This is a genomic window from Enterococcus sp. DIV1083b (genome assembly GCF_051713705.1).
GTDB lineage: Bacteria > Bacillota > Bacilli > Lactobacillales > Enterococcaceae > Enterococcus_D > Enterococcus_D casseliflavus.
The window spans coordinates 3,111,643-3,124,787 of sequence record NZ_JBIOQJ010000001.1 but is presented as its reverse complement, the minus strand read 5'-3'; the positions used below and the strand labels follow the sequence as shown (position 1 = coordinate 3,124,787).

General features: G+C 44.4%; 14 protein-coding genes and 1 tRNA gene. 11 read left to right on the top strand and 4 right to left on the bottom strand.

All coding sequences use genetic code 11. The features are described from left to right. Positions 1 to 41 precede the first annotated feature (41 nt). Complete coding sequence (locus tag IGI69_RS14680; protein ID WP_223597487.1) at positions 42 to 1,499, bottom strand: TrkH family potassium uptake protein; 1,458 nt, start codon at positions 1,497 to 1,499, stop codon at positions 42 to 44. Between the two features lie 312 nt (positions 1,500 to 1,811). Here IGI69_RS14680 and IGI69_RS14675 point away from each other — a divergent pair, with 312 nt between their 5' ends. After that, positions 1,812 to 2,606 carry an HAD family hydrolase gene (locus tag IGI69_RS14675; protein ID WP_333493954.1) on the top strand — a complete coding sequence of 265 codons (795 nt, stop codon included), beginning with the start codon at positions 1,812 to 1,814 and terminating at the stop codon, positions 2,604 to 2,606. A gap of 150 nt (positions 2,607 to 2,756) precedes the next feature. Here IGI69_RS14675 and IGI69_RS14670 read toward each other — a convergent pair whose 3' ends face one another. Both IGI69_RS14670 and msrA read right to left on the bottom strand, forming a co-directional pair. Next, on the bottom strand, positions 2,757 to 3,821 hold the full coding sequence (locus IGI69_RS14670) for an iron-containing alcohol dehydrogenase family protein (RefSeq protein ID WP_438741309.1): 1,065 nt from the start codon (positions 3,819 to 3,821) through the stop codon (positions 2,757 to 2,759). Positions 3,822 to 3,983: 162 nt separating this feature from the next. Then, positions 3,984 to 4,502 (bottom strand): peptide-methionine (S)-S-oxide reductase MsrA, encoded by a 519-nt coding sequence (gene msrA, locus IGI69_RS14665; RefSeq protein ID WP_413129417.1) that lies wholly within the window; start codon positions 4,500 to 4,502, stop codon positions 3,984 to 3,986. A 92-nt stretch (positions 4,503 to 4,594) separates the two neighbouring features. Between msrA and IGI69_RS14660 the strand changes: the two genes are divergently transcribed. The 9 genes from IGI69_RS14660 (at position 4,595) to upp (ending at position 12,247) form a co-directional block, all read left to right on the top strand. After that, positions 4,595 to 5,116: an AAA family ATPase gene (locus tag IGI69_RS14660; RefSeq protein ID WP_284590727.1), complete on the top strand. Its 522-nt coding sequence runs from the start codon at positions 4,595 to 4,597 to the stop codon at positions 5,114 to 5,116. Between the two features lie 2 nt (positions 5,117 to 5,118). Next, on the top strand, positions 5,119 to 5,508 hold the full coding sequence (locus IGI69_RS14655; protein WP_438741306.1) for a GNAT family N-acetyltransferase: 390 nt from the start codon (positions 5,119 to 5,121) through the stop codon (positions 5,506 to 5,508). Positions 5,509 to 5,608: 100 nt separating this feature from the next. Continuing rightward, entirely contained in the window at positions 5,609 to 6,190 is a 582-nt protein-coding gene (locus tag IGI69_RS14650; protein WP_438741304.1) for a GNAT family N-acetyltransferase, read from the top strand. Positions 6,191 to 6,326: 136 nt separating this feature from the next. Then, positions 6,327 to 6,911 (top strand): thymidine kinase, encoded by a 585-nt coding sequence (locus tag IGI69_RS14645; protein ID WP_005227882.1) that lies wholly within the window; start codon positions 6,327 to 6,329, stop codon positions 6,909 to 6,911. 3 nt (positions 6,912 to 6,914) lie between these two features. After that, complete coding sequence (prfA, locus tag IGI69_RS14640; protein WP_005227884.1) at positions 6,915 to 7,988, top strand: peptide chain release factor 1; 1,074 nt, start codon at positions 6,915 to 6,917, stop codon at positions 7,986 to 7,988. Next, positions 7,981 to 8,838 carry a peptide chain release factor N(5)-glutamine methyltransferase gene (gene prmC, locus IGI69_RS14635; RefSeq protein WP_270266779.1) on the top strand — a complete coding sequence of 286 codons (858 nt, stop codon included), beginning with the start codon at positions 7,981 to 7,983 and terminating at the stop codon, positions 8,836 to 8,838. The genes prfA and prmC overlap by 8 nt, the downstream gene beginning before the upstream one ends. A 176-nt stretch (positions 8,839 to 9,014) precedes the next feature. Then, positions 9,015 to 10,043, top strand: a complete 1,029-nt coding sequence (locus IGI69_RS14630; protein WP_438741301.1) for an L-threonylcarbamoyladenylate synthase — start codon at positions 9,015 to 9,017, stop codon at positions 10,041 to 10,043. Positions 10,044 to 10,124: 81 nt separating this feature from the next. Next, on the top strand, positions 10,125 to 11,369 hold the full coding sequence (gene glyA / locus IGI69_RS14625; RefSeq protein ID WP_005227890.1) for a serine hydroxymethyltransferase: 1,245 nt from the start codon (positions 10,125 to 10,127) through the stop codon (positions 11,367 to 11,369). A gap of 248 nt (positions 11,370 to 11,617) precedes the next feature. Beyond that, positions 11,618 to 12,247, top strand: a complete 630-nt coding sequence (gene upp / locus IGI69_RS14620) for a uracil phosphoribosyltransferase (protein WP_005227894.1) — start codon at positions 11,618 to 11,620, stop codon at positions 12,245 to 12,247. Between the two features lie 174 nt (positions 12,248 to 12,421). Here upp and IGI69_RS14615 read toward each other — a convergent pair whose 3' ends face one another. Beyond that, positions 12,422 to 12,658 (bottom strand): hypothetical protein, encoded by a 237-nt coding sequence (locus tag IGI69_RS14615; RefSeq protein ID WP_005227896.1) that lies wholly within the window; start codon positions 12,656 to 12,658, stop codon positions 12,422 to 12,424. Between the two features lie 126 nt (positions 12,659 to 12,784). On the opposite strand from IGI69_RS14615, the gene IGI69_RS14610 reads away from it, so the two are divergent. After that, positions 12,785 to 12,857: transfer RNA gene (locus tag IGI69_RS14610), tRNA-Thr, on the top strand. Positions 12,858 to 13,145: the final 288 nt, after the last annotated feature.

Here is a 13,145-nt window from a genome sequence, read left to right as displayed (position 1 = left end):
AAAAGCAAAACAGCAAACCTTCTGCCAGGTTTGCTGCTGCTTTAACCGATAATGATTTTTTCCGTTGGGTACTCGTAGCCTAAGTCACGTGTTTCTTTTGGTACGAATAACATCAAGGTGTACAGCATACCGACACGGCCGATAAACATCAAAAGAGCAATCACGAGTTTGCCGATAGTTGATAAATCACCCGTGATTCCTAAAGAAAGCCCTGTGGTTCCAAATGCCGAGGAAACTTCAACAATGATGGCGATCAAAGGGATATCCTCGATGGCGGTCAAGAATAAGACACAAAAGAAGCACATGCCCATCGAAAGCATAAAGACCACCACTGATTTGCGGACGTCATCTTGATCGATCCGGCGACCGAAGATATTGATATTGTCCTCACTTTTCAAGAAGGCATAGAGGTACAGCCCAATGATGGCAATGGTCGTCGTCCGAATCCCCCCACCAACAGAGCTGGGACTACAACCAATAAACATCAGCAAGGAGAAAACGATCAACGTCGTGGTTTGAAAGTTGCCTAAGTCATGGATCTGCAGGCCAGCATTCCGCGTTGTCATGGAATAAAACATGCTGTTCATCCACATACCGCTAAAGCTGTAATCTTTGAACAAATAATCTTTCTCAAGGAAAAAGATCGCTAATGTACCGCCGACAAAGAGGATCACGAAAGCCAAAACAGCAATTTTTGTGAATAAAGAAAAGCGAAACGGCAAGCGGCGGCGTTGTTTTTTCATTTTAAAAAGGACCCATTCCCGAAAGTCCATGATCACTGGAAATCCGATTCCCCCGATAAAAATCAAAATCATGATACACGTCAGGAAGAAATAATCATGGGAAAACGGCAAGATGGAATTGCCCGTCACATCAAACCCTGAGTTGGTCACAGCAGAGATCGCTTGATAAAATCCATAAAAGATCGCATCTCGCCAATTGTCATAATAGCCGTAAAGATGAAAATAAACAGCGAAGATCGTGCCTGCTACCACCTGACAAAGCAAGATAATGGTAAACGTCGTTCGAATCATCCGAACGATCCCACTAAGCTTTGGCTGATTCATATCCGTCATGATCAACTGGCGCTGCTTTAAACTGATTTTGCGCCGTGAGACGATCGCAAAAAAAGTCGAGATCATCATGATCCCTAAACCGCCGACTTGAAAGAGGACTTCCAATAAGATGACCCCGTGGTCGTTAAACACGTCATTGATCGGAAAAGTAGTCAGCCCAGTGACACTGACCGTGCTGACCGCCATAAAGAACAGATCGATAAACGCGACATGAGAGCCGGGTTCTCGAAAGAAGGGGAGTGAAAAAAGCCCCAAAGAGACCACCGTCATCACGATATAATAAAAAACAATCACTTGGATTGAAGACACGTTCTGGGAAATAAACGTCTTGCTCCTGCGCTGCGTCAAGCGGGCAAAGCGGGTAAAGTTCATTACAAAAAACCCCTCACTAAATAAACTATCCCCAGTATACCAAAGAACCAAGTAGATTTGAAAGAAAGCAGGATAGAATTCATGAGCAGCAGAAATTGTGCAAGGAAAAGCTTTTGGAAAGTGTCGTTGGGTTAGAGGACACGATCAGGCTGTGGTTCTTGCGGCAGCTTGATTGCTTAAGAAACTTAAAAACTCGAAGCAAATCAGTAAGGATTTCACGATTTCAGAAGAAAACGCTGGCAATTTATGAGAAGATAAAAGAAGTAAAAAATAGCAGCGACGATCCGCACGGAACAATAGCGAGAAAGCGGACAAAAAAGCGCATCAAATTTTTTGAAAATCGAGACGGAAATGGGGAGTATCATGAAAGACGTAAAAATTATTTTTTTCGATGTTGATGGCACACTGATCGATATGAGCAAAAAGCAAATCTCTGAAAGAATGTTAGCCACATTAAAAGCCTTGAAGAAGCAAGGGATCCTGTTGTGCATTGCAACTGGCAGAAGTCCCATCGCGTTGCCGCAATTTGAAGGCGTGACCTTCGATGCGTTTTTGACCTTTAACGGGTCGTATTGTTTTAATCAAGCCGAGGGGATCCACCAAAACCCCATTCCTAAAAAAGATGTTCAGCAAATCATTGAAAATGCCACGGCGCTCAAGCGTCCAGTAGCGATCGCTACGAAGGACCGAACGGTTGCCAATGGCAAAGATGATGATTTAGTTGAGTATTTTTCCTTTGCCCACCAAGAAGTGATCGTGGCAGAAGATTTTGATGAGGTGATCCAACAGCAAGACATTTTCCAAGTGATGCTTGGCTCAGGGAAAGAAGACTACGCCAAAGTGATGGCAAATACCACGGAGGCGAAAATCACCGCCTGGTGGGATCGCGCAGTCGATATTATTCCAGCCAGCAGTGGGAAAGGAAGCGGCATTGCCAAAATGCTGGCTTACTATGGCTTGGATAAGTCTGAAGCCATTGCCTTTGGCGATGGCAACAATGACATTGAGATGCTGGAGGCAGTCGGCTGGGGTCTCGCAATGGCCAATGCTTCGGATGAGTTAAAAGCAATCGCCGATGAAGTGATCGGTCACGTAGCCGAGGAAGGCATTTATCATTACTGCTTAGAAAACGGGCTGCTGGGTGAAGTCGTGCAGTGATGGCCAATGCTTCAGTTGCTGTTGCCCGTTAAGAACATGCGCAGCCAGGATCGCTACTGCGTGTCTGTTTGATCAAATAAAAAAACTGTTTCCGAAATGTATTAGGGAAACAGTTTTTTTGATATAAAGTTGTTTAGCAATGAGTACGGTTTACAGCGCCTCCACCGCTTCGATCGCCTGATAGACTTTTTCGGGTGTGATCGCAGGATCGATCAAAATAAAGGTTTCTTCTTCTTTGACAGCATAGGTCAGAACCGAGGCGAAGTAATCCCGATCAAGGCGTGTCACGTGGAGATCCTTCAGCTTCATTGGCAAGTGCAAAGCTTCGTAAAATGGCCGTAATTCTTCAATCACATCAAAATCATTGGTATAGGCAAGCTGGACCCAAATGCAGTAGGCGACTTTGTTGCCGTGCAAGACACTATGGGTCTCACTTAAATAAGACAAGCCGTCATGCAGCGCATGCGCACCAGATGTGCGGCCAAATTCGACTGCAAAACCACCAACTTCGCCTGCCAAAGCAATGATCGCATCGGTGATGCGGGCAAAGGCGGGGGTCAGCTGCCCGACTTCTAGGTCTTTGACAGCTTGGATCGCATCGGCAATCAACAAGTTTTTGATCAAAAGAGCGCTTTGGAAACCTAGCCGTACTAAGGCAGTCTTGTCGTCTTCTGCCATGTTGCGGACAATGGCTTCCATTTCATAATATTTGGCTAAGGTATCAGCGATCCCTGCGATAAAGTAATCAACAGGTGTGGCTAGTAAAAAACGGGTGTCGACGATCGTCATGTAGGCACCTTTTTTGGCATAGTCGATTTTACAAATCGTATGATCGGGGTAATAGGCGACGATCACCGGGGTAAAGGGCGCACAGTTGGAAACCAATGTAGGGATCACGATCAGCTCTGCGCCAAGGGTTTGGGCGGTGATTTTTGCTGTATCAGCGACCTTGCCGCCGCCGATTGCCACCACGGCATCTGCTTGCTGGATCGCTTCAGCTAAGGTTTGCGCATTTTCATAACTCGATGATCCATCGTAGCGGTAGATCGGGTAGTCAAATGAATGAGGGTAATAGGCTGAAAACACATCGAATGACTGCTCCCCAGTGATCACAGCAACTTCTTGGAACTCACTTAAATACTCTGGCAAATCAGCTAAGACCCCATCGCCAGTAATATACCGATTAGGACCTGGACGGACTTCATTGGCTAACATCAAACAAACACTCCTTTATAATCGTCAGAATTTTCTAATCAGTGTAGCGCGAAAATGCCCTGACTGTCAATTTCCTTTTGGCAAAAGAAACAGAAAACAGCCGATCTGCCTTGAGAGCAAATCGGCTGTTAATGATGAATCGGGAGGCATGCTCCAAAAATGTTAGGCCCAGTTTTGGCGAATAAAGCCAGCTCGTCCTGAGCCTTCGCTATAAGCATTGTAATGGGCTGCATTTTTCTTGTAAAAATCTTGATGGTAGTCTTCTGCAGGATAAAAAGGTTCTGCTGGTTCGATCTTCGTTACGATCGGACGGTCAAAGCGGCCGCTAGCTTGCAACTGCGCCTTTGATTTTTCCGCAATCGCTTTTTGTTCTTCACTATTGTAAAAAATTACTGGACGATAGGAATCACCACGGTCGGCAAACTGACCAAACGCATCCGTGGGGTCTGTCTGCTGCCAATAGATGGCAACCAATTCTTCATAAGAGATGACCTCAGGATCAAAGGTGATCTCAACTGCTTCGGTGTGACCGGTGGTTCCTGTCGTTACTTGTTGGTAGGTTGGGTTAGGCACATGGCCGCCAGTAAAGCCAGAAATCACTTTGAGGATGCCTGGCTGCGAGTCAAAAGGTTTCACCATGCACCAAAAACAACCGCCAGCAAAAATTGCCGTATCTTTCATAGGTATTCCTCCTTTGCTTCTATGGTATGCTTCTAGTAGAGAAAAACAAGAGATATGCTTAGAAAACAGGGCAATGAAGAAAGGAAGTTTGCATGGAAAGTATTTTGATTTTACTTCGAGGTAATTCTGGCAGCGGCAAAACCACTATTGCCAGAGCTGTTCAACACATTTTCGGTGAGAAAGCAGTGTTGATTTCACAAGATGTTTTTCGCAGAGAAATTTTTTGTGTCAAAGATAGCCCCAATAATTTAGCAATCGGTTTGATGAAAGAAGCCGTCTTGTATGCGAAGGGGAAAGTGCCATTGGTACTTGTTGAAGGAATTTATTCTCGTGAAAAATACCAAGACTTTCTCGACTTTCTGATTCAACTCTTTCCCGAAAGTAATCTCGTTTATTATTTTGATCTTTCTTTTGAGGAAACGGTCAAAAGACATCAGACCCGAATGCAGCGAGACCATTTTTCCGAGGAGAACATGCGTGAATGGTGGCTTGAGCGTGACTTGCTTTTCCCGCAGGAGTCTTTAAAGGAAAGGCTGATTAAAGAAGGGCAAACGATAGCAGAAACGGTCAATCAGATCATGGCTGACTATGAAGAAATAAGAAGGCGGGATTGACTGTGGCGCTAGTCATTGAACAAGGAAACGAGCAAGAATTGGCTGCTTTAGAATCAGCGTTAACAGCGTATACAAAGTACCAAAAACCATTTACGCAAACAGAAACCTATCAGAGATTCAGTTGTGTAATCAAAAAAGAGGGGATGGTGATTGCTGGTGGCATTGCCTATGCCTCGATGTATCACATCGGTTATCTTGACACCCTGTGGGTCAAAGCATCCGAGCGGGGGAAAGGGTATGGTAAGCAGATTCTTACTGCTCTTGAACAGCAGTTGAAAGCATTAGCTGTGAAAATTGTCAGACGGCAACCTTTGATTTTCAAGCGCCAGATTTTTATCAGCGATTGGGCTATGATGAAATTGGGAGAATCGCCCATACGCAAAATCAGCTAACAGAAATTTTTCTAGTAAAGAAATTACATGATTGACTCCAAATTGATTCTCAAATAAACCTTTGAACAAGGAAAAAAACAATGAAAGAGAGGCACAACCAATGTTAGATAAATCAATTCCATATGCAGAAATCTGGATGAAGCGAGCGCACAAAAGCACACCGATCCAGCCCGTTCAATCCGATAACTATTCATTACGCAGCTACCAAGCAGGAGACGAAAGGCACTGGGCACGGATTGAAACATCCGTCGGAGAGTTTGACAATGAGGCCGAGGCATTGGCGTATTTTGAAAAAGAATTTATGCCTGAGCAAGCACAGCTAGGACAGCGAATGTTTTTTGCCCTTGATCAATCAGGTACACCGGTCGGTACGGCTACCGCTTGGAAAAAAGCCAAGCAAGACGGCACACCGGTTCCACTAGTCCATTGGGTAGCAGTAAAGCCGCAAGCTCAACGTCAAGGGATCGCTCGCGGCTTGGTCACGCAAGTCGTTTCTGTCTTGGAGGCAGCCAACGAGCCGATGTATCTTCATACGCAAACCTGGAGCCATGCAGCAATCACGCTCTATCAGCAGCTCGGATTTGTGATCATTGCAACGGATATCAATGGGAATGAAAATCCAGAATATTCGCTGGCTTGTCAAGTATTGGCAGAAGTTGCTCAAAAAGCCAGAAACGAGTAAGAGATGGCGGCGGCAAAAAATCCGTTAATTTTTCGTAAAACTCTTGCGTAAAAGGCGGCAGGTGTCGAATTTAAGTCTGTAAAAATTCTCCTTTTTCAAGTATAATACCAAAGGAGTATGAGGAAGGATGGGCGAGATGGCACAGCTTTTTTTTAAATATGGCGCAATGAATAGTGGGAAAACGATCGAGATACTGAAAGTTGCTCACAACTATGAAGAACAAGACAAACCAGTCGTGATCATGACAAGTGGATTGGACACGAGAAGCGGTGTGGGAAATGTTTCAAGCCGCATCGGCTTAGAACGAGACGCGATCCCGATTTTTGATGAAACGGATCTGTTCCATTTGATCAAAGACCTCGGTTACAAACCTTATTGTATTTTGATCGACGAAGCACAGTTCCTAAAGAAGCATCACGTGCTGGCTTTCACCAAAATCGTGGACGAGTTAGGTATCCCTGTGATGGCCTTTGGTTTGAAAAATGATTTCCGCAATGAATTATTTGAAGGCTCAAAATACTTGTTGCTTTACGCAGATAAAATCGAAGAGATGAAAACCATCTGCTGGTTCTGTCATAAAAAAGCAACCATGAACTTGCACTATATCGACGGAAAACCCGTTTACGAGGGCGACCAAGTACAAATCGGCGGTAACGAAGCGTATTATCCTGTTTGCCGCAAACATTACTTTCACCCGGGAATGAAAAAAGAAGGAGAATAATCAATGTACGATCAGTTACAAGCAATCGAAGACCGTTACGAAGAATTAGGCGAATTACTTAGTGATCCAGCCGTGATCTCTGACACCAAACGCTTCATGCAGCTTTCAAAAGAAGAAGCCAATACACGGGAAACGGTGGAAGTCTACCGTCGTTACAAAGAAGTCGTTGAGGGAATCAAGGATACCGAAGAAATGCTTGGGGAAAACCTAGATGCAGAAATGGCTGAGATGGCCAAAGAAGAACTCTCTGACTTGAAAAAAGAAAAAGACGTTTTGGAAGAACGCATCAAAATCTTGTTATTGCCAAAAGATCCGAATGATGACAAAAACATCATCATGGAGATCCGTGGTGCAGCGGGCGGCGATGAAGCAGCCTTATTTGCTGGCGATCTTTTCAATATGTATCAAAAATATGCGGAAAACCAAGGCTGGAAAGTCGAAGTCATGGATGCCAACGTCACTGGGATCGGCGGCTACAAAGAAGTCATCATGATGATCACTGGCGACAACGTCTTTTCAAAATTGAAATACGAGAGCGGCGCCCACCGAGTGCAGCGGGTACCGTCTACCGAATCACAAGGCCGAATCCATACGTCTACGGCAACGGTCGTGGTTATGCCCGAAGCTGAAGAAGTCGAAATCGATATCGCAGACAAAGATATTCGGACCGATATTTACCATGCCTCTGGTGCTGGTGGTCAGCACGTCAACAAAACAGCTTCTGCTGTTCGTCTGACGCACTTGCCAACAGGGATCGCTGTTGCGATGCAAGATGAGCGTTCACAGCTGAAAAACCGTGAGAAAGCGATGAAAGTCTTGCGGGCACGGGTCTATGACCAAATGCAGCAAGAAGCACAAAGCGAATACGACGCAAACCGTAAATCAGCAGTGGGTACCGGCGATCGTTCTGAACGGATTCGCACCTATAACTTCCCGCAAAACCGCGTAACAGATCACCGTATCGGGTTGACTATTCAAAAATTGGATCAAATTTTAGCTGGAAAACTCGATGAAATTGTTGATGCACTGATCGTTTACGATCAAACATCAAAATTAGATGAGATGCAAAATGGCTAAAACCTATCGAGAAGTCCTTTCACGGGCTTCTTCTTTTTTAGAAACGAAAGGGCTGGACGGGTATGCGATCCAATACCTGTTTTTACAGCGAAAAAACTGGCAGCAACTCGATTGGCTGCTGCAGATGGACCAACCCATCTTAAGGGAAGATGAGGCACAGATCGCAGCAGATCTTGAACAGCTGTTGCAACATGAACCACCGCAATATTTATTAGGGTATGAAGAATTTTATGGGCATCGCTTAAAAGTAACTCCTGCAACCTTGATCCCGCGTCCAGAAACCGAAGAGCTGGTGGAAAACTGTCTGACAAAATTACCAGCAGATCAGCCGCTGCGAGTCGTAGACATCGGCACAGGTACTGGAGCGATCGCCATTGCCTTGAAATTGGCACGTCCGCAGTGGGCCGTAAGTGCCGTGGATCTTTCAGCAGAGGCATTAGCCGTTGCTAAAGAAAATGCGGCAACCTTAGACGCAGAGATCCGCTTTTTCCAAGGAGATACCTTAGAACCCGTGGCAGATCAGCAATGGGATCTGATCGTTTCCAACCCGCCGTATATCAGCGCTGAAGAGTGGCCGCTGATGGATATCAGCGTAAGAGAAAAAGAGCCTAAAATGGCGCTTTTTGCTCAAGAACAAGGATTGGCGATCTATAAGCAATTGGCACAGCAAGCACCGAATTGTTTGGCGCCTAACGGGCAAATGGCGCTAGAAATCGGCTTTCAGCAAGGATTAGCTGTTCAACAGCTTTTTGCAGCCGCTTTTCCCAACAAAGAAGTCACCGTAGTAAAAGATCTTGCGGGTCAAGACCGGATGGTGTTCGTCAGTCATCCACAAGATGTGGATAAATAAATTTTTTTTGCTACAGAAAAATTGCAAAAACCTTATGGAATGAACGACTTCTAAATAAACCGAGTTATAAACAGGGTTATCCACACTTGACAAACGACTTATCCACAAAATGTGGAAAAGAAACGAGAAAATGTTGATAAGTGTGGAAACTTCTCAAAAAAGGATGTGGATAAATTGTGGAAACAAAAATTTTTGATCAAACACAGTTGAACGAAGCCGCAGCTATTTTAGCTGAGGGGGGATTGGTGGCGTTCCCGACGGAAACCGTCTATGGACTTGGGGCTAGCGCGCTTTTGCCCACGGCTGTTGCGCAAGTATATCAAGTCAAAGGGCGACCTAGTGACAACCCTTTGATCGTTCATATTGCCGAGCCAGAGCAGTTGGAACCGTTTGTGGATAACAAGCATCCTTTTGCTGATAAATTGATGGAAACTTTCTGGCCTGGGCCCTTAACCTTGATCTTTTCGATCAAAAAAGACAGTTTACCTAGCATTGTTACTGGCGGCTTATCCACAGCGGCGTTTCGGATGCCAAACAACACCAAGACGTTAGCGTTGATCAAACAAGTCCAACAGCCATTGGTTGGCCCTAGCGCGAATACATCTGGTAAACCAAGCCCAACATCAGCTGCGCATGTTCAGCATGACCTGGCAGGCAAAATTGCTGGCATCTTGGATGATGGGGTGACGCAGATCGGTGTCGAATCAACGGTCTTAGATTTGAGTGACCCAACGGCGCCGCCGATCATCTTACGTCCTGGTGCGATCTCTAAAGAACAGCTTGAAGCAGTTTTACAAACAAAAGTCCTCGTCGATCAGCACTTAGTAACAGAAAGTGAAGCCCCCAAAGCGCCGGGCATGAAATACAAGCACTATGCACCGAATACCAACGTCCTGATGGTCAATGACCAAGATTGGCCGGCAGCCATGGCTTGGGCAAAAGAACAGCAGTTTAAGGTAGGGGTTTTAGCTGGACCAACGATCGCCGAGCAAGTCCGCTTCGAAGCTGCAGCCATCTATTTATTTTTTGATGACAGTGTGGAAGCTGCGACAAAAGGGCTGTTTGCGGGTTTGCGGGCGTTAGATGAATCGATTGCTGAGCTAGATGTCTTATTTGCACCCACGTTTCCAGAAAGCGGCTTAGGGGCTGCTTATATGAATCGATTGAAAAAAGCTGCAAATCAAAGTTTCTTTCAAGAAAATTAGCAAAAAACCAGAATTCATTATAGGTAGCTTATGAAGAAATGTGATACAATGCTACCATTAAGGTAAAGGGGTGTTGTAAGCATGGATTATCAAACGTTTGATCCCGAATTGTGGCAAGCGATCGAAAAAGAAACGAATCGTCAACAAAACAATTTGGAATTGATTGCGTCTGAAAATATCGTTTCAGAAGGTGTAATGGCTGCGCAAGGTAGTATTTTGACAAATAAATACGCTGAGGGTTATCCAGGTCGTCGTTACTATGGCGGTTGTGAATTTGTTGATGTGGTAGAAAACTTAGCAATTGAACGGGCGAAAAGTATTTTCGGTGCGGCATATGCCAATGTTCAACCGCATTCTGGTTCTCAAGCCAACACAGCAGCTTATTTAGCGTTGATCGAAACAGGCGATACAGTATTAGGGATGGATCTTTCCGCAGGCGGTCATTTGACCCATGGCTCACCAGTGAATTTCAGCGGCAAGACCTATAATTTTGTTAGTTATGGTGTTGATCCTGCAACAGAAGTCATCGACTACAATGTCGTTCGTATTTTGGCGCGTAAGCATCAACCGAAACTGATCGTTGCTGGTGCCAGTGCTTACTCACGTACGATCGATTTTGCGAAGTTCCGTGAAATCGCTGATGAAGTTGGCGCAAAATTGATGGTGGATATGGCGCATATCGCTGGTTTAGTGGCGGCTGGTCTTCATCCAAACCCAGTTCCTTATGCGGACATCACGACTTCTACGACCCATAAAACATTACGCGGCCCTCGAGGCGGCTTGATTTTAACAAATGATGAAGACTTAGCGAAAAAAATCAATAGTGCCGTTTTCCCTGGTATCCAAGGCGGCCCATTAGAGCACGTGATCGCAGCGAAAGCTGTTGCTTTTAAAGAAGCACAAGATGAGTCGTTCAAAGAGTACTCTGAGCAAGTCATCCGCAATGCACAAGCAATGGCGAAAGTCTTCAACCAAGCACCACAAGCCCGCTTGGTCTCTGGTGCAACAGACAATCACCTATTATTGATCGATGTGCGCGGCTTTGATTTGAACGGCAAAGAAGCAGAAGCTTTGCTGGATCAAGTCAATATCACCGTCAATAAAAACTCGATTCCTTTCGAATCATTAAGTCCTTTCAAAACGAGTGGGATTCGCGTGGGGACACCAGCGATCACTAGTCGCGGCTTTAAAGAAGAAGATTGTGTCGAAGTGGCGAAATTGATCGTCAAAGTTTTAGAAAAACCAAATGATGAAGCCGTCTTGGCAGAAGTCACGGCGCAAGTCAAAGAATTGACGGACAACTATCCACTTTATAAAAATAAATAAAAGGGGACTGTGACAGAAGTTAAGGTCAGACAAGACGTCTCACGCGTTTTTCCTGCGCTACAGCTCTTTGATCACCGAAAGTGAAAAAGGGGCTAGAATGAACGCAGAGGCGTGTTTCATGCCGTCTTGTCTCCTTCCTTCTAACACAATCCTTTTTTTGAGGAAAAGCAGTATTGCCTGTGGCAGATGGTTGTAACAAGAGCCGATTTGCTTTAAAATAAGAGAAAAACCAAAGGAGATTTTTTTAAATGGGTAAATTTCAAGTAATCGATCACCCGCTGATCCAACACAAATTAACAATGATCCGCGACAAGAACTGTGGAACAAAGGTTTTCCGTGAAGTTGTTAATGAAATCGCAATGTTGATGGCGTATGAAGTGTCTCGCGACATGCCGCTTGAAGATCTAGTGATTGAAACACCAATTGAAGAATCAACACAAAAAACACTATCTGGTAAAAAGGTAGCGATCATTCCGATCCTGCGTGCAGGTCTAGGCATGGTTGATGGTATCCTTGAATTGATCCCAGCCGCAAAAGTTGGCCATATCGGGATGTACCGTGATGAAGAAACGCTAGAACCACACGAATACTTCGTAAAATTACCTGAAGATATCGATGAACGTCAATTATTTATCGTTGACCCAATGTTAGCTACGGGCGGTTCAGCGATCATGGCGATCGACGCACTGAAAAAACGCGGCGCTTCAAACATGAAATTCGTCTGCTTAGTTGCTGCACCAGAAGGCGTGAAAGCATTGCAAGATGCCCATCCAGATGTTGACATCTATACTGCAAATCTTGATGAACGCCTAAATGAACACGGCTATATCGTTCCTGGTTTGGGCGATGCCGGTGACCGTCTATTCGGTACAAAATAAATCAATACAAATAAGACAAAGGCAACTGAAGTTTTGCCTCGTCAATGATGCCATGGAAGAAGATCGACAGCCAAAACGGTTCGATCGGTTATCCATGGCTTTTTTTAGCTTTTCATAAAATCAGACAATGAAAAAAGGAGAAAATCAACTGATTTTCTCCTTGCATTAAACGGGTTATAGTTTGGTTAATTGTTTGTAATTGATGATCAATACACCATTACTTTGCGAAACTAATTTCTGGTTTTCTGGGGTTTCGTTCAGCTCGACCACCGCAGAGTTTTTCAACTGCTTTGTGATGGTACCAGTTTGTTTCTTCCCATGGAACGTGAACATGACAGGAGTAGCGACCTCAAACGTTGAACCTTCTTGTGACGGGACAATTGTTGTTTCGAATTTACCAAATGTTGCCATGTAAAAACCTCCTTGATACTTCTATTATATCACAATTTTCGGAAAATTTCAGTAAGTAGATTTTTTTCAGCAGACCTCTTTACAAAACAACCGTTTTTGCATATAATTTTCTTTGTGCCATACAACGCCAGCTTAGCTCAGTTGGTAGAGCAACGCACTCGTAACGCGTAGGTCACAGGTTCGAATCCTGCAGCTGGCATAACCAAAACCATCACCTCATAGACAACCTATGACGTGGTGGTTTTTTGTTTTATTTGAAAACAGAGAGTGTGTTTTTAGGAGAAAAATCAATCAGAAAGTATATGGTTCTAAAAGATAGCCAGATATTATTATGACATAATGTTCTATGGCATTTATTTCATAATTTTAAGAAGCAGAAAAACGAATTGCACTTCATTTTTAACCCTCTTTTCCCGAAAATCATTAAAGTTTCTAAATTTTTTGTGAATGCTCATGGACAATCCTTTCTTTTCTCCTCAATTATCAC